Annotated in this window: 27 protein-coding genes; 25 read left to right on the top strand and 2 right to left on the bottom strand. The window is 46.3% G+C overall.

Translation table 11 applies throughout. The features are described 5' to 3' along the window. Positions 1-39 precede the first annotated feature (39 nt). The 17 genes from EGD97_RS10980 (at position 40) to EGD97_RS12710 (ending at position 10,324) form a co-directional block, all read left to right on the top strand. Positions 40-462 carry a hypothetical protein gene (locus EGD97_RS10980; RefSeq protein WP_228202019.1) on the top strand — a complete coding sequence of 141 codons (423 nt, stop codon included), beginning with the start codon at positions 40-42 and terminating at the stop codon, positions 460-462. After that, a complete protein-coding gene (locus EGD97_RS10975) occupies positions 455-790 on the top strand; it encodes a DUF6329 domain-containing protein (RefSeq protein WP_127837369.1) in 336 nt (111 codons plus the stop codon). The genes EGD97_RS10980 and EGD97_RS10975 overlap by 8 nt, the downstream gene beginning before the upstream one ends. Continuing rightward, a complete protein-coding gene (locus tag EGD97_RS10970) occupies positions 787-1,017 on the top strand; it encodes a DUF4314 domain-containing protein (RefSeq protein WP_093751265.1) in 231 nt (76 codons plus the stop codon). Before EGD97_RS10975 ends, EGD97_RS10970 begins: the two co-directional genes overlap by 4 nt. Before the next feature lie 141 nt (positions 1,018-1,158). After that, positions 1,159-2,058 (top strand): amidoligase family protein, encoded by a 900-nt coding sequence (locus EGD97_RS10965; RefSeq protein ID WP_127837367.1) that lies wholly within the window; start codon positions 1,159-1,161, stop codon positions 2,056-2,058. Positions 2,059-2,119: 61 nt separating this feature from the next. Next, positions 2,120-2,587: a gamma-glutamylcyclotransferase family protein gene (locus EGD97_RS10960; RefSeq protein ID WP_127837365.1), complete on the top strand. Its 468-nt coding sequence runs from the start codon at positions 2,120-2,122 to the stop codon at positions 2,585-2,587. A gap of 3 nt (positions 2,588-2,590) precedes the next feature. After that, entirely contained in the window at positions 2,591-2,785 is a 195-nt protein-coding gene (locus EGD97_RS10955) for a DUF5049 domain-containing protein (protein WP_004400074.1), read from the top strand. 54 nt (positions 2,786-2,839) lie between these two features. Continuing rightward, positions 2,840-4,492, top strand: a complete 1,653-nt coding sequence (locus EGD97_RS10950; protein WP_127837363.1) for a terminase large subunit — start codon at positions 2,840-2,842, stop codon at positions 4,490-4,492. Beyond that, on the top strand, positions 4,489-5,811 hold the full coding sequence (locus tag EGD97_RS10945) for a phage portal protein (protein WP_127837361.1): 1,323 nt from the start codon (positions 4,489-4,491) through the stop codon (positions 5,809-5,811). The genes EGD97_RS10950 and EGD97_RS10945 overlap by 4 nt, the downstream gene beginning before the upstream one ends. Next, positions 5,750-6,475 (top strand): head maturation protease, ClpP-related, encoded by a 726-nt coding sequence (locus EGD97_RS10940; RefSeq protein WP_127837359.1) that lies wholly within the window; start codon positions 5,750-5,752, stop codon positions 6,473-6,475. The genes EGD97_RS10945 and EGD97_RS10940 overlap by 62 nt, the downstream gene beginning before the upstream one ends. Positions 6,476-6,488: 13 nt before the next feature. After that, entirely contained in the window at positions 6,489-7,691 is a 1,203-nt protein-coding gene (locus tag EGD97_RS10935) for a phage major capsid protein (protein ID WP_127837357.1), read from the top strand. Between the two features lie 20 nt (positions 7,692-7,711). After that, complete coding sequence (locus EGD97_RS10930) at positions 7,712-8,020, top strand: head-tail connector protein (protein ID WP_028306855.1); 309 nt, start codon at positions 7,712-7,714, stop codon at positions 8,018-8,020. A gap of 2 nt (positions 8,021-8,022) precedes the next feature. Beyond that, positions 8,023-8,358, top strand: coding sequence for a head-tail adaptor protein (locus tag EGD97_RS10925; RefSeq protein WP_127837355.1), 336 nt, complete (start codon positions 8,023-8,025; stop codon positions 8,356-8,358). A 17-nt stretch (positions 8,359-8,375) separates the two neighbouring features. Then, the gene (locus tag EGD97_RS10920; RefSeq protein WP_127837353.1) at positions 8,376-8,807 is read left to right on the top strand and encodes an HK97 gp10 family phage protein; all 432 of its coding nucleotides are present in this window, start codon (positions 8,376-8,378) and stop codon (positions 8,805-8,807) included. Then, entirely contained in the window at positions 8,804-9,148 is a 345-nt protein-coding gene (locus EGD97_RS10915) for a hypothetical protein (protein ID WP_013297320.1), read from the top strand. The genes EGD97_RS10920 and EGD97_RS10915 overlap by 4 nt, the downstream gene beginning before the upstream one ends. 5 nt (positions 9,149-9,153) lie before the next feature. After that, positions 9,154-9,753 (top strand): major tail protein, encoded by a 600-nt coding sequence (locus EGD97_RS10910; RefSeq protein ID WP_127837351.1) that lies wholly within the window; start codon positions 9,154-9,156, stop codon positions 9,751-9,753. After that, positions 9,753-10,136, top strand: coding sequence for a hypothetical protein (locus tag EGD97_RS10905; RefSeq protein WP_127837349.1), 384 nt, complete (start codon positions 9,753-9,755; stop codon positions 10,134-10,136). Before EGD97_RS10910 ends, EGD97_RS10905 begins: the two co-directional genes overlap by 1 nt. Further along, a complete protein-coding gene (locus EGD97_RS12710; protein WP_127837347.1) occupies positions 10,133-10,324 on the top strand; it encodes a hypothetical protein in 192 nt (63 codons plus the stop codon). The genes EGD97_RS10905 and EGD97_RS12710 overlap by 4 nt, the downstream gene beginning before the upstream one ends. A 48-nt stretch (positions 10,325-10,372) precedes the next feature. Here the strand turns inward: EGD97_RS12710 and EGD97_RS10895 are convergent, their stop codons facing one another. Both EGD97_RS10895 and EGD97_RS10890 read right to left on the bottom strand, forming a co-directional pair. Further along, entirely contained in the window at positions 10,373-10,777 is a 405-nt protein-coding gene (locus tag EGD97_RS10895; protein ID WP_013810281.1) for a putative toxin-antitoxin system toxin component, PIN family, read from the bottom strand. Beyond that, positions 10,774-11,046, bottom strand: coding sequence for an AbrB/MazE/SpoVT family DNA-binding domain-containing protein (locus tag EGD97_RS10890; protein WP_004463997.1), 273 nt, complete (start codon positions 11,044-11,046; stop codon positions 10,774-10,776). The genes EGD97_RS10895 and EGD97_RS10890 overlap by 4 nt, the downstream gene beginning before the upstream one ends. A 133-nt stretch (positions 11,047-11,179) precedes the next feature. On the opposite strand from EGD97_RS10890, the gene EGD97_RS10885 reads away from it, so the two are divergent. From EGD97_RS10885 to EGD97_RS10850, 8 genes are all read left to right on the top strand, one after another. Beyond that, positions 11,180-13,366, top strand: coding sequence for a phage tail protein (locus EGD97_RS10885; protein ID WP_127837346.1), 2,187 nt, complete (start codon positions 11,180-11,182; stop codon positions 13,364-13,366). 13 nt (positions 13,367-13,379) lie between these two features. After that, positions 13,380-14,153 (top strand): distal tail protein Dit, encoded by a 774-nt coding sequence (locus EGD97_RS10880; RefSeq protein WP_127837345.1) that lies wholly within the window; start codon positions 13,380-13,382, stop codon positions 14,151-14,153. A gap of 4 nt (positions 14,154-14,157) precedes the next feature. After that, positions 14,158-16,680, top strand: coding sequence for a phage tail spike protein (locus EGD97_RS10875; protein WP_127837344.1), 2,523 nt, complete (start codon positions 14,158-14,160; stop codon positions 16,678-16,680). Positions 16,681-16,691: 11 nt separating this feature from the next. Further along, positions 16,692-16,886: a hypothetical protein gene (locus EGD97_RS12610; protein ID WP_127837343.1), complete on the top strand. Its 195-nt coding sequence runs from the start codon at positions 16,692-16,694 to the stop codon at positions 16,884-16,886. A gap of 9 nt (positions 16,887-16,895) precedes the next feature. Then, complete coding sequence (locus EGD97_RS10865; protein ID WP_127837342.1) at positions 16,896-17,471, top strand: hypothetical protein; 576 nt, start codon at positions 16,896-16,898, stop codon at positions 17,469-17,471. Continuing rightward, positions 17,468-19,936 carry a glycosyl hydrolase family 18 protein gene (locus tag EGD97_RS10860; RefSeq protein ID WP_127837341.1) on the top strand — a complete coding sequence of 823 codons (2,469 nt, stop codon included), beginning with the start codon at positions 17,468-17,470 and terminating at the stop codon, positions 19,934-19,936. Before EGD97_RS10865 ends, EGD97_RS10860 begins: the two co-directional genes overlap by 4 nt. Before the next feature lie 87 nt (positions 19,937-20,023). Then, positions 20,024-20,443: a phage holin family protein gene (locus EGD97_RS10855; RefSeq protein WP_068556373.1), complete on the top strand. Its 420-nt coding sequence runs from the start codon at positions 20,024-20,026 to the stop codon at positions 20,441-20,443. Continuing rightward, complete coding sequence (locus EGD97_RS10850) at positions 20,440-21,444, top strand: N-acetylmuramoyl-L-alanine amidase (protein WP_127837340.1); 1,005 nt, start codon at positions 20,440-20,442, stop codon at positions 21,442-21,444. Before EGD97_RS10855 ends, EGD97_RS10850 begins: the two co-directional genes overlap by 4 nt. The last annotated feature ends 46 nt before the right edge of the window (positions 21,445-21,490 follow it).

Here is a 21,490-nt window from a genome sequence, read left to right as displayed (position 1 = left end):
AATTTTTAGTCAATGTTGTACATAAAAATATTAGCAACTTTGTACAATATTATTTTAGCATTAATAGGCTTTAGCGCGATTAGCCTTGAAAACCTAAATAATATGCTGGCCAGCAAAGAGACATTGATAAAGAAGGCGATGTTGATTGAGGGGGAACTTGTAGTCTTAGCTGAAAATGATGAGATTTCCTTCCCTTTCTGGAACGCGACTTTAAATGCTGATGAAGTGCAGACCTATATAACGCTGGCAAAGCAGATGGCAGAACAGGCAAAAGCACAGAAGCGAGTGCTGCGCAACGAAAAACCAGCAGATAATGAAAAATATGCTTTTCGCTGTTTCCTGCTTAGGTTGGGATTTATAGGTGATAACTTCAAAACTGAACGCAAGGTGCTGCTTTCAAGGCTGTCCGGCAACGGGGCGTACCGGAAAGGCAGAGCAAAGGCGGTGGACGAAAATGAATGATTTTCATAGCACCGCCTTCTTTGTCAAGCATCCGTTTAGGATTGAGGATCTAAAAGTGCCGCATCGGTATGAGACGTGGAAACGATTTGCAGTTGTAAAAACCATCGAGCTTTCAAAGATTGACTATGACAACTTCGTTGCCGACCTATGCGTTGACCGCACATTTATTGAGGAAAACAAAGGGTTTTGTCACGTTAATGAGGATGGAGTGTGGCTTTGCTTGCTGGTTAAGCAGCGGGGACGGTCTGATGGAGTGTTGGTAATGCCGGATGGTAGAGATTATCCAAAGTATGCCGCATATTATCCTGGAGAGGAGGACGAGCTATGAGTGTAAGAGGCTTTCCTTCAAAAGAAACAGTCCTTCGCCTTAAAGAGCAGTATCCGCCGGGAACACGCGTTGAGCTTATCTGCATGGATGATCCGTACTCTAAGCTGAAACCAGGAGACCAAGGTACAGTCTCTTTTGTAGATGATATCGGAACCATTCACATCAACTGGGACAGCGGTTCTTCTCTGGGTGCAGCTTATGGTGTAGATATGATCAGAAAGCTGTAAATGTACACAAATTAAGATGCGAAAAATCTTCCAAAATCCAGCGGAAACTCATGCAGAATTGCCTTGCTATCCTGTGTTTTCAATGGCCTAATGTACACTGCCAAAGGGCAAAAAACACAGAGAAAGCGAGGAGAAAGCGCAATGCTTACAACGAGATTTGGAATCGAGGTAGAATTGACGGGGATTACAAGAAAACAGGCGGCAAAAACTGCAGCAGCTTTTCTTGGAGGAAGGATTGAATCCAGTGGAGATTATTACGATACCCAAAAGGTTATAGCACCGGATGGACGGATATGGAAATTCATGAGCGACGGGAGCATCCGGACTCAGAAAAAGGAAAACGGCAGAATTGTGGCGGCTGGCCGGGAATATAGCGTCGAGTTGGTAAGCCCGATACTGACATACCGCGAGGACATTGAAACCCTGCAGGAATTGATAAGGAGGCTTCGCAAGGCTGGAGGTTTTGTAAACACAAGCTGTGGAATTCATATCCATATAGACGGTGCAGACCACACACCGCTAAGCATCCGCAATTTTATCAACATTATCGCCAGCAAGAATGACCTTTTCTATAAAGCATTGCAGATTGAGCCGGACAGGATGCGATTTTGTAAAAAGATGGATGCGGCTCTGGTTGAGAAGATGAATCGGCGTAAGCCCAAAACCATGGCGGCGATTGAGAGCATCTGGTACGAAGGTTACAGCGAAAGCCGAAGCACCCATTACCATAATAGCAGGTACCACTTTTTGAACCTGCACAGCTTTTTTAACGGCAATGGGACAATTGAGCTTCGAGGCTTTAACAGCGAACTTCATGCGGGAAAAATTAGAAGCTACATAGTGCTTGCCCTTGCGTTAAACCATCAGGCATTAACCCAAAAATGCGCTTCCAGCAAGAAACCACAGGTTGAAAATGAGAAGTTTGCCATGCGGACATATCTCAACCGCATAGGACTTATTGGTGATGAGTTCAAAAACTGCCGGGAGCATCTTTGCAAACACCTTGATGGTAACGCAGCATGGCGGTTTCGGGCAGCATAGATAGACAAGCGCAGGGGTGGATCTCCGCCTCTGCCTTGGTAAATACAAGGAGGATGATACGATGAGCAAAGAAAAAGGAACCATATATTTAGCATACGGAAGCAATCTGAACTTAAGGCAGATGGCATACCGCTGCCCAACGGCAAAAATGCTGGGGAGTGCAAAACTCACAGGATACCGGCTGTTATTTAGAGGCGGGAATGGCGGCGCAGTAGCGACAATAGAAAAACAAAAAGGTGAAAGTGTACCGGTAATGCTTTGGAGAATCATGCCTAATGATGAGAAGGCGCTGGATAGATATGAAGGTTATCCGCATCTATACCGGAAAGAAACGGTTAAGGTACGTTTCAAAGGGCAGTGGGTACCCGCAATGGTGTATATCATGAATGAAGGTAGACCTTTGGGAGCACCGGGTCGTTACTATTACGAGGTGATTCGGCAGGGCTATTTAGATGCGGGTTTTGATATTTCATTTCTCAATAAAGCGGTAAGAGATTCAATTTCAGCGGCAGAGAAGTCAGAGGTGTAGGACATGGGTAACGAGAATCTGATAACTGATAAGATTTATCGGCAGATTATGGCCATACGGGACAGCGGTGCCTGTAATATGTTTGACTTGCCAAGAGTACAGGAAGAGGCATATAAAATGGGGTTTTATGAATTAGTAGTATTTCTTAATGAACACAAGAAAGAATATGCCGAGTTTATCCTGACAGGCAAACGATAACGGTTATAACGTAACAAGTTTCATAGAAATCCACTAAGGAGAGGAACTTCATCCATGAGGTTCCTTTTTTCTTGCTCAATTTTAGGAAAGGAGGCGGCAAAGCTGCGGAAGTTAAAACGATATAAACCAACCAAGTTTATGGCGGAAGGTTCTCGATATGACAAGGAAGCGGCTGATGCCGCTGTTACTTTTATAAACTGCCTGAAGCATACCAAGGGTGAATGGTATGGAATGCCTTTTGAATTAATTGACTGGCAGGAACAGATTGTCCGGGACATATTCGGAATCTTGAAACCTAATGGATACAGGCAGTTTAACACTGCCTATATAGAAATCCCAAAAAAGCAGGGTAAGAGCGAACTTGCAGCGGCAATTGCTTTATATCTTACCTGCGGTGATTTCGAGCATGGCGGCGAGGTTTACGGATGTGCGTCTGATCGTCAGCAGGCATCCATTGTTTTCGACGTTGCAGTAGATATGGTGGAACAGTGTCCGGCATTAAAATCTCGAATTAAACCAATGTTGTCACAGAAGCGGCTGGTATATAAACCGTTAGGCAGTTTTTATCAGGTGCTTTCAGCGGAGGCATATACGAAACATGGCCTAAACGTCCATGGTGTGGTATTTGACGAACTTCATGCTCAGCCAAACAGGGATCTTTATGATGTAATGCTTCACGGATCTGGCGATGCAAGAAAACAACCGCTGTTTTTCCTGATCACAACTGCTGGCACAGACCGCAATTCCATCTGCTGGGAAGTACATCAAAAGGCTGAGGATATTCTTCAAGGGCGTAAGATAGATCCGACTTTCTACCCTGTTATCTACAGCGCAGCCGATACCGATGACTGGACAAGTGAAAAGGTATGGAGAAAGGTTAACCCGTCACTGGGCATTACAGTCGACATCGAAAAATTGAGGGTGGCTTGTGAAAATGCCAAGCAAAATCCTGCAGAGGAAAATTTATTCCGTCAGCTCCGCTTAAATCAGTGGGTGAAACAATCGGTGCGCTGGATGCCAATGGATAAATGGGATAAGTGTGCGTTTCCTGTTGATGCAGAAAAATTGCGCGGCAGAACCTGTTACGGAGGACTTGACCTGTCATCTACTACCGATATTACCGCCTTTGTGCTGGTGTTTCCACCGCTTGATGAATCTGATAAATATCAGATTCTACCTTTTTTCTGGATACCGGAGGAGAATATCGATCAGCGTGTGCGGAGAGATCACGTACCTTATGATGTCTGGGAGCGGCAGGGCTTTTTATATACCACCGAGGGCAACGTAGTGCATTACGGCTTTATCGAAACCTTTATTGAGGAACTCGGTATGAAATATAACATTAAGGAAATAGCCTTTGACCGCTGGGGCGCAATTCAGATGACGCAAAACCTCGAAGCCTTGGGTTTTACGGTTGTTCCCTTCGGTCAGGGTTTCAAGGATATGTCGCCGCCTACAAAAGAGTTGATGAAGCTGACATTAGAAGAGCGTATCGCTCATGGAGGCCATCCGGTACTGCGCTGGATGATGGACAATATCTATGTCAAAACCGATCCAGCCGGAAACATAAAGCCTGATAAAGAAAAGTCCACCGAGAGAATAGATGGCGCGGTAGCGTTAATTATGGCGCTTGACCGCGCGTTAAGACATGGAGGAGATGTCCGCAACGGATCAATTTATGATGAAAGGGGGCTGCTGATCATATGAGTGTATTTTCCCGCTTGTTCAAAGCAAGGGACAAGCCGAAAAACAGCCTGTTCGGCAACGCATACAGCTTTTTCTTCGGCGGCACATCCAGCGGAAAGACTGTCAATGAGCGGACGGCTATGCAGACAACGGCAGTGTATGCCTGTGTACGGATACTTGCAGAGGCCATCGCCGGGCTTCCGCTTCATGTATACCGATACAAAGAAGATGGTGGCAAAGAAAAAGCGTTGACTCACCCGCTATATTACCTGCTCCATGACGAGCCAAACCCTGAGATGACTTCATTCGTGTTCCGGGAAACACTGATGAGTCATCTTCTTTTATGGGGAAATGCTTACGCTCAGATTATCAGGGACGGTTCCGGACGAGCGCTGGCGCTTTATCCCCTTTTGCCAAACAAGATGACGGTAGACAGGGCTCCAAACGGAGAGTTGTTTTACACTTATCGACGCGACAGTGATGAAAGCAGGACAAATCCGAAGGCAGGCCTTATATACCTGCGAAGTGAAGAAGTGCTGCATATTCCAGGACTCGGTTTTGACGGGTTGATCGGATATTCTCCTATTGCTATGGCCAAAAATGCCATAGGCATGGCTATTGCCTGTGAAGAGTACGGAGCGTCCTTTTTTGCCAACGGTGCAAATCCGGGCGGCGTTCTGGAACATCCCGGCGTATTAAAGGATCCGGCAAAGGTGCGTGAAAGTTGGAACGCTGTCTATCAAGGCAGTGCCAATGCTCACCGCATTGCAGTTCTGGAAGAGGGTATGAAGTTTCAGCCAATCGGCATTCCACCCGAACAGGCACAGTTTTTGGAGACAAGAAAGTTCCAGATAAACGAAATTGCTCGGATATTCCGAGTACCTCCCCATATGGTTGGAGATCTCGAAAAGTCAAGCTTTTCAAACATCGAGCAGCAGTCTCTGGAATTTGTCAAATATACGCTTGACCCGTGGGTGGTACGCTGGGAACAGGCTCTTCAAAAAGCGCTGCTTTTACCGTCAGAGAAGCGGATATATTTTGTCAAATTCAATGTAGATGGCCTTCTGCGCGGTGATTATGCAAGCCGCATGAATGGTTATGCTGTAGCTCGCCAGAACGGCTGGATGTCTGCTAACGATATCCGCGAGCTTGAGGACATGAACCGGATCCCAGCGGAGTTGGGCGGTGATCTGTATCTTGTCAACGGAAACATGACCAAGCTTGCCGATGCAGGTGCATTTGCAGGCAAAACCAATACTGAAACGGAGGGATCAAAAAATGAACAAATCACAAAAACCAAAACCGGTTCGCCGCTTCTGGAACTGGATACAAAACGATGATGGCAGCCGGACATTATATATTGACGGTCCAATAGCCGAAGAAAGCTGGCTGGGAGACGAAGTAACTCCCAAACAATTCAAATCAGAACTGTTATCCGGAGAGGGTGATATAACGATCTGGATCAACAGCCCGGGCGGCGATATATTTGCAGCCAATCAAATTTACAACATGCTTATGGATTACAAAGGCAAAGTGACGGTAAAGATTGACGGTATTGCGGCCAGCGCCGCTTCGGTCATTGCCATGGCTGGTGGCGACGTTTTTATGTCACCTGTCAGCATGATGATGATCCACAACCCAATGACAATAGCCATCGGTGATACAGAGGAAATGGAGAAAGCTATCGCAATGCTGGAGGAAATAAAGGAATCCATCATCAACGCTTATGAGCTGAAAACCGGACTTTCCCGGGCAAAAATATCGCACCTTATGGACGCGGAAAGCTGGTTTAATGCAAGAAAAGCGGTGGAACTTGGCTTTGCCGATGGCATCTTGTTTATGGAGGATGAATCATTCCCACCCGAATTTGAAGTATCAGGAGGAATGATCTTCAGCAGGCAGGCAGTGACAAATTCCATTCTTCAAAAGCTTAAACCCAAAGAAAAACCAAAAGGAACCCCGATTGAGTCGCTTGAAAAGCGGCTTTTTTTATTAAAACCATAAGGAGGATTTGATTATGAGCAAAATACTGGAACTGCGTGAAAAACGCGCGAAAGTATGGGAAGCTGCTAAGGCTTTCCTCGACAGCAAACGTGGGAACGACGGACTGCTTTCACCGGAGGACACCGCAACTTATGAGAAAATGGAAGCCGATGTTATTGCGCTGGGCAAAGAAATCGAACGTCTCGAGCGTCAGGCTGCCATAGATCTGGAACTGTCAAAACCGTTGAATATCCCCATTACAGAGAAACCCACTTCCATATCTGGCAACAATGAAAAAACCGGACGTGCCAGCGATGAGTACAGGCAGTCTTTCTGGAACATGATGCGTGGCAGGCGCAAATATGACGTGCATAACGCGCTGCAGATCGGAGAGGACACCGAAGGTGGATATCTTGTCCCCGACGACTTTGAGCGTACTCTTGTGGAAGCACTGGAGGAGGAGAATATCTTTAGGCAGATTGCCAATGTTATTACCACGTCCAGCGGTGACAAGAAAATTCCTGTGGTAGCAAGCAAGGGTACTGCATCTTGGGTGGATGAGGAAGGCCAGATTCCCGAAAGCGATGACTCCTTTGCACAGGTATCCATCGGCGCATATAAGCTGGCTACTATGATCAAGGTGTCAGAGGAATTGTTAAACGATAGTGTATTCAACCTTGAACAGTATATAGCCAAAGAATTCGCCCGCCGAATCGGGGCGAAAGAGGAGGAAGCATTTTTTATCGGTGACGGATCTGGCAAGCCAACCGGTATCTTGGCAGATAACGGCGGTGGCGAGATAGGAGTAACTGCGGCGAGTGCAACAGCCATTACCCTTGACGAGATCATGGACTTGTTCTACAGCCTAAAGTCTCCGTACCGCAGGAACGCTGTATTCATTATGAATGATTCGACAATTAAAGCTATAAGGAAGCTCAAAGACAACAACGGTCAGTATCTCTGGCAGCCTTCTGTAACTGCTGGAACACCGGATACTATCCTCAATCGTCCAGTTAAAACTTCTGCATTTATGCCAGCCATTGCCGCCGGAGCAAAAACGATTGTATTCGGCGATTTTTCTTATTACTGGGTGGCAGATCGCCAGGGCAGGGTTTTTAAGCGGCTTAATGAGCTGTATGCTGCTACCGGACAGGTAGGTTTCATGGCAACCCAACGTGTAGATGGCAAGCTGGTGTTGGCAGAAGCAGTCAAGATACTGCAGCAGAAATCGGCTTGATGAGAACGGAGGGCTGCGGCATGGAACTTTTGGAGAAGGTTAAAGCAAACCTCATATTGCAACACAACGAAGATGACGCACTTTTACAAGAGTATATCAAAGCCGCAGTGGCCTATGCGGAAAGTTACCAGAAAAAGCCTGAAGGATATTATGCCGAAAACCCCATGCCGCCTACTACTGAGCAGGCTGTCATTATGCTGTCGAGCCATTTTTATGAAAGCAGGGATGGCTCGACGGCTGGCTTTTTTGGGGATAGTGTGCAGGCTGGACAGCAGGTATGGAATACAGTTAATCTATTGCTGCGGCTCGACCGGGATTGGAAGGTGTAAATATGGGCTTTGGGAAAATGAAAACTTTCGTGGACATTATCTCAGTCAAGCCGGTTAAGGATAGTGAGGGTTTTACTGAAAAAGGTGATGTCATTCTTGCTTCGGTAAGGGCATACAAGGAAGATAGGCATGGCAGTGAAAAATGGGCAAACAGGGCGGCGTTTTCGCAGGCGTCTGCCCTGTTCCGCTTCCGTAAGATACCTAACCTGGAAGTTACCACAGATCTTGTACTCGTTTGCAGCGATGGCAGGTACAACATTATCAGTGTTGAGGATGTGAAGGGACGCGGAATGTATATTGAGGTGCTTGCGGAAAAGGTGAAATCAAGCAAAGCATAAGAGGAGGTGGCTGCAACGTGGCTAAGGTGGAAGTTAAAATGCCGGAAGAGTTCTTGCTCAAGTTATCCAGACTTGGAGAAAGAACAGACGAAATCATTCCCAAGGTACTAGAAGCAGGAGGAGAAGTGGTTCTTTCAAAAGTGAAGTCCAACCTGCAGACGGTTATCGGAAGCGGCACTAAATACCCGTCCAGGGCAACCGGTGAATTGGTAAATGCTTTGGGACTCTCTCCTGCTAAACAGGACAGGGATGGAAACCACAACATAAAAATCGGCTTTACTGAACCAAGGAAAGATGGGGAAAGCAATGCGAAGATCGCTAATATTATTGAATACGGCAAGTCCGGGCAGCCTCCAAGACCCTTTTTGAAACCGGCAAAATCAGCTACAAGGAAGTCCTGCATCGAAGCAATGAAATCAAGACTGGAACAGGAGCTGGAACGTATATGAGCATATTGTCAGAATTAAACTCGTTATTGGATGCTTTGGGTATCCCCATTGAAACCGGAGTATTTAGCGGTGTACCGCCAGATGAGTACCTTGTCATTACCCCGATGACAGATACATTTGAGGTTTTTGCAGACAACCGGCCTCAGGCTGAAACCCAGGAGGTACGGTTGTCTTTATTTATAAAGGGAAACTACACTGCCCGTAAAAACGAAATAGTGAACACCTTGCTCCAAGCGGGCTTTACCATTACCGACAGGCGGTATATAGGCCATGAGGACGATACTGGCTATCACCACTATGCCATTGATGTGGCAAAAGAATATGAAGTAAAGGAGGAATGAGATACATGGCTACAATCGGACTGGACAGGTTATATTACGCCAAAATAACCGAGAATGAAAACGGAGAAGAGACCTATGACACGCCTGTTCCGCTGGCTAAAGCGATTACGGCAGAGCTTTCTGTAGAGCTAGCAGAGGCGACGCTTTATGCCGACGACGGAGCGGCAGAAGTGGTCAAGGAATTTCAAAGCGGTACACTGACTCTTGGCGTTGCGGATATCGGAGTAGCCGCTGCAGAGGTTTTGACAGGAGCCACCCTTGACGACAACAAGGTGCTGATTTCTGCCAGCGAGGATGGTGGCGCACCTGTGGCAATCGGCTTTAGAGCCAAGAAAGCTAACGGCAAGTACAGGTACTTTTGGCTTTACAGGGTAAAATTCGGTATTCCGGCGACAAATCTGCAGACGAAAGGTGATAGCATTACCTTTTCAACACCCACCATTGAAGGGACAGTCATGAGACGTAACAAACCAGATGGCCAAGGAAAGCACCCTTGGAAGGCGGAGGTCAGCGAAGACGATCCCGGTGTATCGCCTGAAACTATTACTGGCTGGTATACAGAAGTTTATGAGCCGGTATTTGCTGTGGGAGGAGGAAGCGAATAATGCAGGATAATGACAGAAGCGCAATTATTAAAATTGGCAATGAAGAATATCAGCTTATTCTAACCACTAAAGCGACAAAGGAGATTGCAAAAAGGTATGGCGGTCTTGAAAACCTCGGCACGAAACTGATGAAAACCGAGAACTTCGAGATGGCTCTTGACGAAGTGGTATGGCTGATTACGCTATTGGCTAACCAGAGCATTTTGATACACAACCTCAAAAATCAGGATAAGCGTGAACTCCTGACTGAAGAGACAGTGGAACTTCTCACATCTCCTTTGGAACTGGCAGCATATAAAGACGCTATCATGGAAGCAATGTTCAAGGGTACCAAAAGAAATGTTGAAAGTGAGGATGACTTAAAAAACACACCGGCCGAGTGAGCGATGAGGAATTGTTCACTCGGCTTTTATATTACGGCACTGTCCAGCTCAACCGTTCAGAGGATGAAGTATGGCTAATGCCTATTGGGTACCTGCTTGATTTATGGGAGTGCCATAAGCAGTTTTTAGGGCTGGCGAAACCAAAGCGTATGTTTACCATTGATGATGTGATACCTTATGGAATATAAGCAGCAAAAAAGCAGGGTGGCTGTAATCCCTGCTTTAAAAAGCTGCTTTTATTCCATTTGCAAAAACTCTGCCGCTGTTACGATCTTTGGGTTTGTTACGCCGGATTCAAGGAAATCCCTATCTCCGGTTACAAGCACGTCAGCTTTTGCCGCAATGGCCGCCCTGAGTATTGGCCTGTCGGATGCGTCCCGGACAAGCGCCTCATCCGACACGTCAACTGCGGGAGTTGGAACAACTTCAAGAACGGTAAGCGCAATCGCCAAAAAGCGTTCAAGCGCCTGGATCTTATGGGGGAATTTCCGGTTGTATACCCGGCGAAGCTCATCGATGTTTTGATCGCAAACCATACCGTGGTTGGGGTGTGTTACAGCTTTAATGTACGCCTGATAAGGCGTTCCTTCGCAGCTCAAGGAAGCGGAGATCAGGATGTTGGTGTCAATTAACACTCTCATAGACCTTCAATCTCCGCGCGGACGTCCTTCACCAGATCCATAACATCGTCATCATTGCGGATCCCGGCTTTTTCCGCTTCGCCCTCCATTTCTTTCTGTAGCATTTTCATGGCGTAGACAGCGGAGTTCATAAGAATAACCCGGTCTTCCTCGCAAATGAGGGTGACGCGGTCTCCGGTGGAAAGGCGAAGTTTGGAGCGGATATCTTTTGGCAGCGTGATCTGGCCTTTTGCCATTACCTTTGCATTATCAACTATGGGAACGTTCATGCTAAGTCCTCCTTTTTAGGATTTGAAAAGCAGGAAATTCCCTACTTTCCCTACTATTAGTATATGCCAAACCGCATTGAAATACAATAGCCTTTTATAATTTTTTAATTTTTACTCGAAAGGAGGCGGTTATGTGGCAGACAATTTTGGCTTGAAGATTGGGATTGAAGGCGAAAAGGAATTTAAGAACGCCATTCGTGAGATCAACCAAAGTTTTAAGGTACTGGGCAGCGAGATGAACCTGGTTGCATCTCAGTTTGATAAGCAAGATAAATCAGTTGAAGCTGTTACTGCAAGAAACAAGGTGCTGAATAAAGAAATCGAATTGCAGAAAGAAAAAATTGCTACTTTGGAGAAAGCGCTTGCCAATGCCGCCTCATCTTTCGGAGAAACCGACAGACGTACTCAGTCGTGGCAAATACAGCTTAATAATGCAAAAGCCGAACTGAACAAAATGGAGCGCGAGCTCGAACAGTCTGCTGAAAGTGCAGACGAGCTTGGGGACGAATTGAAGGAAAGTGGAGACAATGCCGAAAAATCCAGCTCGAAATTTGAGAAGCTGGGCAGCGTTCTTAAAGGTGTTGGCGCGGCTATGGGTGCTGCAGCGACCGCAGCGGGCGCGGCTGCCATCAAGCTGGGAAAAGAGGTCGTGGAGCAGTTTGGTGAGCTTGAGCAGAACCTTGGCGGTTCTGAAGCTGTGTTTGGAGAATATGCTGCACGTATCCAAAAAACGGGAGAAGAAGCCTACAAGAATCTGGGCTTGTCCCAATCCGAGTACCTTGCCACCGCCAACAAAATGGGCGCACTGTTTCAGGGTGCTGGTGTCGATCAGCAAAAAAGTCTGGAACTTACCGAGAAGGCCATGCAACGGGCGGCAGATATGGCTTCGGTTATGGGCATTGACATGCAGACTGCCATGGAATCCATCGCTGGCGCAGCCAAGGGTAACTTCACCATGATGGATAATCTGGGTGTCGCCATGAACGCCACTACCATCGAAGCTTATGCTCTTGCAAAAGGGCTGGATTTTGCCTGGAATAGCGCAACCAATGCCGAAAAGGCCGAGATCGCCATGCAGATGTTTTTTGAAAAAACCGAACAGTATGCTGGAAACTTCGCAAGAGAGTCTACCCAGACCATCAGCGGTTCCATTGGTCTTTTACAAGCCTCTCTAAGTTCGTTTATAGCAGGACTTGGCAATGCGAACGCTGATATGACGAACCTAACACAAAATCTTGTGGATGCCTTTCAGGCTGTAGTTAAAAATATTGTACCGGTTTTGGAAAATATAGTGGCTGCTCTGCCGGAGGCAACCGGTGCGATTATCTCAGCAGTCAAAGATCTGCTTCCCGTGCTGTTGCAAACTGTAACTGAATTGTTCTCTCAGGTGCTTCAAGCTCTCTTGAGCCTGCTGCCGGAGCTGATTCCAGCAGCAGTAGATGCGGTCATGACCATTGTCGGAGCACTCATTGATAACCTGCCTTTACTCATTGATGCAGCGGTACAGCTAATCACAGCGTTGGTAATGGGGCTTGGAGAAGCATTACCGGAGCTAATTCCAGCAGCGGTTCAAGCAGTGATCACCATTGTGCAAGGGCTGCTGGATAATATGGACAAAATCCTTGAAGCTGCTTTTACATTGATTCAGGGACTGGCGCAGGGACTTTTAAATGCATTGCCAGAACTAATTGAAGCACTGCCGAGGATAATTACAACAATCATTGACTTTGTGACGAACAATATGCCGAAGATCATAGAATTGGGAATTACGCTTATCGTACAGCTTGCTGCCGGGCTAGTGAAAGCCATTCCAGAACTAGTAAAGTCTTTACCTCAGATTGTTGCGGCTATTATAGAAGGCTTGGGCAAGGCGGTTGTTTCAGTGGTTGAGATTGGTAAGAACATTGTAAAAGGCATCTGGGAAGGTATTAAAAGCCTTGGTAGCTGGATTAAGGATAAGGTTTCCGGTTTCTTTTCCGGTATTGTTGATGGAGTAAAGAATTTTCTTGGAATCAGATCTCCGTCCACTGTTTTTGAAGGTATTGGCGGCAATATGGCACTGGGTATTGGTGAGGGATTTGACAAGGCTATGGCCAGAGTGGCAGACGATATGCAAAATGCAGTGCCGACAGATTTTAATATATCTCCTGATATTAGTGTAAGTGGAAGAGGTGGATTTAGCGATTTAGCTTCTGGGCCGCTTGTTGTTGTGCAGCAGATGATTGTTCGTGGTGAAGAAGACATACGTAGGATTTCACAGGAGTTATATAACCTGATGCAGACAGGTTCAAGGGCGCAGGGACGTTTTATAACAGCGTAATGGAGGGAAGCATATGGGATTTATCTACAATGGAATATCGTCACAAAGTATGAAAATACGAGCAAGACTTACCAAATGGCAGGTTTCCCCTGCCCTGCGCAATTCCTTTGAAACTGTGCCGGGCAAAGCAGGTATTGCAGATTTTGGCTGCGATATATCAGAACGAAACATAATAATTAGCTGTAGTGTGCTTCCCCAGCGCAGTTTTGCCGATCTTGTATCGGTTCTTGATAATGTTGCTGAATGGTTAAATCCGGAAAACGGGCTTAAACAACTTGTTCTAGATGATTTGCCCGACCGATATTTCATGGCTCGCTTATCAGAAGCGGTTGACTGTGAGCGATTACTGCGGACAGCGGGCAGCTTTGAACTTCGGTTTGTTTGTCCCGACCCGTATGCTTATGCGTTGGAAGATGAGGTATTTGTTCTTTCTGAAACAGGTCTTCATGAGCTGGAGAGGGTTAAAGGAAATGCGGATTCCAATCCGGTTTATCTATTGAAGGGTTTAATATCAATGTCTTCATCAAGCTATATTTCGCTTATTACGAACGACGAGGAATTGAGAATTGTCGGCTCATTATCTGAAGGTGAAACTCTGATTGTCGACTCCGGCATGGTAACAGCTAAGGTTATTGATGAAACAGGCGGAACCTTGAGAAATGGCCTTCCCAGCCTGCAGGATCTGAATTTTCCAATTCTCAGGAAAGGTGTTAATCATATTGAGATTGCCGCAGAAAACGCGACCTTTACTGAGTTAAAAATACAGGCAAAAAGCAGATGGAGGTGATAACATGGCGATAAAATCAATTCTAACGAGCCAAGAGGATTTTACCGGTGAGTTTCCTGTAACATCAAGGACGTCTGCTTTATGGCGATTTAATGAAAAAACACCAGACGAAAATCTTCAGCTTATAGACTCATCGGGACATGGCAGACATTTTACCATCTCCGGCTGGTCAGGGACATCGGCAAACCTTATTGCTGGAAGATTCGGAAGATACTTTAGGCAAAATATTGTTAATCCGACTTCTGAAAAGACCCATCTTATAGCAGAAAATGATGGGAGTTTCTTTAGCAATCTGGGCGAAAAGATTGTTGTAGGCGGTTGGATTAATCCTACCACCTATTCGGTCGGCCAGACATATATACCCATATTCAATACCCGCCAAGGACCCGGTCAGCCAATTCTTTATGTTTCACTTTATCAAGGAAGACTTAGGCTGATGTTGTATAACTCCTCCGGCACACTAATCTACGACCAGAGTGAAACAGCTACCATTACCTTAAAAAACGGCGGCTGGTATTTTATTGCCTCCATCATTGAAGTAAGCAATAAAAAGGTGCAGAACATCATATGCGATCGCAACGACGGGGCAACCTGGGTGTCGCCTGTGCGTTCCTTTTCGGGAGAATTGAACCGAGAATGTATAGCAAACATTATTATGGGGATGCATGCAAATACCTACTACTATGCCGGAGGCTTCGACGACTGGTTTCTGGAAACGGACTCACAGCTTACAGCTGATGATTTGCTGTTATATTTTAAGTCGTCTTTACATGCAAACGGTGGGGATGCGGCTTCGGATGTAGATGCTTTGGCAGAGCCTGGTACAGTCACCCTTAAAGCAACAGATGGCGAGTATCCTGCAAGTGGCGTACTTTATACAAGGGCGGTTCCATGTGCATTATCGGGCAGCGGTCGTGTAGCTGTGACAAGCGAATATACTGCAGGTGTTACTTCAGTGTCTCTAGTAGAGACCAGCACAAGCGATGATCTTGAAGAATGGTCTGCATGGCAGGCTGTGGGAACCAGCGGTGAACTTCAATCGCCAAATCGGCAATATATAAGGTTCCGGGTTACCCTTACCAGCAGCGATCCGTTGAGGACGCCACAACTGCTGGAAATACAGCTTTATGATATACCGAAAGCGCCATATGAGAAGTTAGGCTTTGCCCGCCCTGTGGTTTTGGACAGAAACGGAGCATGGGAAGCTGTTCTTGAAAATGCCTTTGATATTATTGTCACCGGTGAGGTGAACGGCGCGGATACGCTGGAATTCAAGCTTCCGTTCCATGATCCAAAAAGAAGCACACTGGAAAATGAAAAACAAGTGCAAATCGTAAATGACATTTACCGGATCCGTACCTTGACGGACAATAAAAGCGAAGATGGGCGTGTTATCACGCAAGTATATGCTGAAGCGGTGTTTTACGATCTGTCTTTCAGTGCGGAAAAAGAACCTATGGATTTCAATGCAGACACTGCAGATGTCCCGATGCAATATGCACTTTTGGGTACAGGCTGGACGGTAGGAAATGTTACTGTCACTACGAAGAGAACATGGCAGTGCACAGAAAAAAACGCCTTATCCATCCTTCGAGCCGTACAGAACATCTATGGCGGCGACCTTGTGTTTGACAGCGCCAACCGCCAGGTACACCTTTTGACTTTTAGCGGTACCGACAGCGGAGCGCTTTTTTCATATAGGAAGAACCTGAAAAGTATTCAGCGGGTAGTTGATACACGCGAGTTAGTGACAAGGCTATATGCTTATGGTAAGGACGGAATGACATTCGCTTCAATTAACGGAGGCAAGGAATATGTGGAAGATTACAGTTTTTCCAGTGAAGTAAGGGTGTCGACGCTTGACTGTTCGACGTTTACGAATCCGTATCAGATGTTGGAATATGCAAGGATGAGGCTTGCAGAATATTCGAAGCCTCGCGTTTCATATGTGCTATCGGCAATGGATCTATCCGCGCTGACCGGTTATGAGCATGAAGCATGGAAACTGGGTGATATTGTTACGGTAGACGATAAGGAACTAGGCCTTCTGGTAAAGACACGCGTCGTGCGAAGACAGTATAACCTGCAGGAACCTTGGAAAACAGTAATCGAGCTTTCTACCAAATTACGTGAGCTCGGTGACTCTTCTGCACAGTGGGACAAGGCAGCAGATGCGCTGTCCTCTGCTGAACTGCTAAACCGTCAAGAAATCAAGGATATGGTACCTTTCAACCATCTGCGCAATTCCAGGGCAGATGATGGTTTTGCCTACTGGGTCAATTCCGGTTTTGAAGTGGACACTGAAAATGGTGTTTCGGGAACTGCTTCCTTCAAGGCTGTCGGTGTACCTGGTATGACAAAGAGCCTGTCACAGACGGTATACCCAGCAACACGTAAAAGCTATACATTTTCAGCGCAGATTGCGTCTGAAAACCTCGAAAAGGGTGAAAACGGCCAAGTTGGAGTTGAAGTGGTCATTGAATACGAGGACGGTACAACAGAAACGAGGTTTATAGACCTGATTTGAGGGTGGTGGATATGGCATATTTCAATCAGATTGTACACAGTTTTTCTCCGAAAAGTATCAGCAGAGTCAAGTCTATCACCATCAGGCTGTGCATCACTGACTGCACTGGCACAGTGTACTTTACTGATTTATTGCTTCAAGGCGGCTCGGTTTCCACTGGATGGATCGGGCATGTATGCGAGATTCAGTGGACATTGGACGGGTAGGTGAAATGGATGCAGTTTTCAAGATTTACAGAAACCATACAACTAAAAAGCAATAAACATGTGGTGGGCGTTACTGTGATACTCAAGATTTCCGACTGTACCGGAATAATCTATTTCACCGACCTGCAGCTTCAGGATGGAGATCAGTTGACGGGCTATACCGTCCACACGAGCAAAATGCTAACGAAAATGCAGGAAAACGGGCAGCCAGTCCTGCCCCGGCATTATAACGGCGTGGTACGGACAGCGGAGACTGTAGTTTTATTCAACCTGGGTAAAACTTCTGCTGGTCTTGACTGCTATATCTATCCTATACAGGATATGGCCGCAGGAAGTATTGAAATATCCCAAGGTATGGGCGCGCATAAGGTAAGGTTTCTTGACTCGGTTAACGCAGGCGATGAGCTGACACTCAAGGCTTCCACCCGCCAATGCCTAAAAAACGGAAGTCAGACTCCTAAGGATGGGTTTTATCAATATTCTGCGGCATGGGACAGCAAACATACAGTGAAACTGGAAGAGAGAAAATCGGCGCGGTTGCTCTTTGAATTTCAGGAGATGCAGGAAGGCGGTGATCGGTTGTGAGGGATTATTTAAAAGGTAAGCGGTGCATGGTGTGGAGTTTTATGGGAAATGCCCGAATGTATGAAGCACTTAGAGACTACGGCGACCGCTTTGATACGGTAGGCATTTTTACTTTTGAGGTTGACGCAACAGGCACAATCACTGAAACCGGTACCAGCATCAGCAGCATGCTACCGTATATTCAGAAATGGCCGCACATTAAGTGGCTGCTCACAATTATGAATCATGGAATAGCCAATATTTTTACTGCACTTCGCAACAACGAAAACGGTGCAAAGGATAAGTTTCTCACTGAAATCATCCGAATCATGAACAAGTATCCATGGTGCGCTGGGGTAGATATTGACCTGGAGCGCGGCGGCGGTTATGAAAACAAGGATGCGGCGAATGCACTATTTAGGGATATATACAATACAGTTAAGTCTTATGATGCAACAAAGCTTGTCAATATCTGCCTGCCGGGTATGACCGGCGTTCAAGGCTCGGTGGGCGGTGAAAACTGGTGTGTTTATGCCGATCTTAACGACTATTGCGATACCGCCGCCATCATGAGCTATGGCATGGCATGGGCGGGCTCTGCTCCCGGCCCAGTATCTCCTCGTGACTGGCTTGAGGGCATATATGATTATGCTGTTTCCGTTATGTCGCCGGACAAGATATTCATGGGATTGCCTGCTTATGGTTGGAACTGGAGGATCCATGATACGCCTGAAAACCTTGGAATAACCTATCGAGGAGTGTCTAATACCTACTATGCGGCAAAATACTGGATGACTGGGGTTTACAATTTCACAGGCGATGCACCGCCCCAGCCGTTTATTCCAATTGTGGCTTACTGGGATGACTATAACAAAGTACCTTGGGCTCTTCCTCATGTATATGACTATATGGAAGGGTGGGATGCTATATCCTGGGAATATCCGCTGCTAAAAGGGGTTTATAACAGGCGAAGATATTTGACAAGCTATGGCAAGGAGCAGAAATCGGAGTTCGGAACCATTTATATTGACAGGAACGGAGTTCCGGATGAATACGAAGGAAATGTCATTATTACTGATGAGATGGCCTCACTTGGAGATGACCAGGCGTCAGCAGAGTACCGTTTTGAGATAAGAGAAGCGGGATATTACGATATTGCAGTACAGCTTTGCTTTCCTTACTGGGACAAAAATGCGATTATCGTTTCCCTTGATGGTGAATCAAAGACTTTCAGCGAGAACCGTTTATGGTGGCCATACTGGAGAAGAGTTTGCTGGTTGACACTTGCAAAAGGTGTATTTCTCCAAGAGGGAACGCATGCTGTCAGCATAAGCGGAGGTGTGCCGGGAGTCCAGTTTTACGGTTTTAGGGTTTGCAGTGGATTTTCGGAGTATCCCTTTGCCGGTGAAGCCAGCTTTATGCTCTCTCCTCGTCGGTTCAAGGATGTAAATGGTGTGATGGTTGAGCCGGATCGAGGTTTTAAACTGACCTTTGAAATGTTGCGAAGAAAACCCGACTCGGCGCTTATTTGGTATGAAGATTTTCGGGACAGGAACATCCTGCCTGAAAATTACTGGACTGTGTTGGACGGCGAATGGGATGTTTGGCAAGATCCAGACAGCACAGAAAGCCGCCCATATTCCCAGCTCGAGGGATATGGCAAACTTGCATGGAAATACGACGGGTTTTCCGACATCCATATCCGGGCAAGGCTGGCTTTCCCTCAAAATAGCAGTGGACGGGCTGGGGTATTCCTTGGGGATATTTTCTGCTGCTTAAACTATGACACGCAAAGAGTCGAGCTTTATCAAGGTAATTCCTTGCTTGGTAGCTACTCCGCTAGTTTCTCAAAAACTGTAGATGCCGATCTTCGTGCTAATCCGAATATGTATACTATAGAGATGCGAAAACGCGGCAATAAGGTAAGAGTATATTCTGGTGCAGCTTCAACCCTGCGTTTCACAGTGAATGTAAACGGTGGTAGTGGTTATGCAGGGTACAGCTCGGACAACCGGACGGTATGCGAGCTACTGAGACTGGGCGATGCGTGGGTATATGAACCATACGAGCGTTTTGATGTGGAACTCCCGGATGGAACTATAACCAGCTTTGGCAGGCTTGCTCGCACTGGTGTCACGTGGGATGATGAATTTCAGGTGTTTTCAGTAAATAACGATGTGGAGGAATCGATAACTCGCAGTGAGGACATTTCGATGGACTATGACTTCTTCCACTCACAACTTTTGGCTCTTTCTTGCGGTAATGACTATGAAGTAAAGATTATACCGAAAGACATCAATATCTGGATATCCCGACTTTTTCTCGGAGATGCAGATGGTTTTTCTATTCTGTATTATCAGGATGTGGACAGCCTTGTTTACTGGGCAAACGAAGCGGCTTATCGATGGAAACTGCGAGGTATAGCTATCTGGTCTCTTGGGCAGGAGGATATGCGGCTGTGGGAGGCGCTTCCGAAGCAAATATAGTTTAGAAGTTTTATTTATTCAGCGCTTTGCTTTAAGGCAGGGCGCTTTTTTATATGCAAAACTCAAGTTGAACGGAGGTTTAAGACAATGAAAACAGTATGGAACTGGGTACAGGCGGTTTTTACTGCTATTGGCGGATTTCTTGGCTGGTTTCTTGGAGGGCTGGATGGATTTTTATATGCACTCATCGCTTTTGTAGCCATTGACTATGTGACCGGAGTGATGTGTGCCGTTGTAGACAGAAAGCTTTCGAGTGAAGTCGGGGCCAAGGGCATCTTTAAGAAAGTGCTTATTTTTGTACTTGTAGGAGTAGGACACATCATCGACAGCCAGGTGCTCGGCAATGGCGGGGCAATCCGGACAGCGGTGATTTTCTTTTACCTGAGTAACGAGGGAATTTCAATTCTTGAGAATGCAGCACATATAGGACTGCCCATTCCTGAAAAGCTGAAGAACGCATTGGAACAACTGCATGGCCGCTCAAATGAGGAGGATGAAAAGAAATGAAGCTTTTTACTAAATACATGACGCGAAACGATTGCTATACAGCAGGCCGCAAAATCACGCCTAAAGGAATCATGGTACATTCGACGGCTGTGCCGGGTGTAATGGCGGCTGAGTGGTTTTCCCGCTGGAACAAATCTTACAAAGCCGGTGAAATAAACAGGCAGGTATGTGTACATGCTTTTGTAGACGATAAAGAGGTTTGGCAATACCTGCCTTGGGATCATCGCGGTTGGCATGCAGGAGGATCCGCCAACAATACCCATATTGGCTTTGAAATCTGTGAACCCGCCGGGTTTTCGTATAAATCCGGGTCGGTAATGGTGGGTTATGATGCAGCAAAGCAGGAAGATTATTTCCGTAAAGCATGGCAGAACGCGGTTGAACTCTGCGTTATGCTCTGCAAGAAGTACGGTCTTAATGAGAATGATATCATCTGCCACTCCGAAGGATATAAGCTCGGTATTGCCAGCAACCATGCTGATGTGATGCACTGGTTTCCCAAGCATGGGGAGAATATGGACACTTTCCGTAAAGCAGTAAAAAAAGCGCTGGAGAACAGTACAGATACCAATACTGATATTGGAATGGGCGATATGGTGGAGTTTAAGGACAGTGTAAAGAACTACTACCCCGGCAGTGTGGAAGTTCCAACGTGGGTCAAAAATGACTATTACCACAGGGTCACACAGACTTTATACAAAGGCAAGCCGGTCATAAAAGGCGGCAAAGAATGTGTTTTGCTTGGCAAAAAGGTTAAGAAATCCGGCGGCCAAGAGATTGCAGGCATAAACACTTGGGTAGCAAAAGAAAACCTTGTAATTGTAAATAGCATTCCTGATATCAAGGGCAATAGAACCTATACAGTGCAAAAAGGCGACACCTTATGGAGAATAGCGGAAAAAGAACTCGGCAGAGGAACAAGATATCCGGAGATTAAGAAACTCAATGGCCTGACTTCAGATACTATTTACCCCGGACAAGTTCTGAAATTGCCGGAATAACGATAAAGGACAGCCAATCGCGGCTGTCCTAAGTTTTTATAGGAGG

Source organism: Clostridium prolinivorans (assembly GCF_004011155.1).
Classification (GTDB): domain Bacteria; phylum Bacillota; class Clostridia; order Clostridiales; family Clostridiaceae; genus Clostridium_AT; species Clostridium_AT prolinivorans.
The sequence above is the reverse complement of the archived record's forward strand: the minus strand, read 5'-3'. Positions and strand labels throughout refer to the sequence as shown.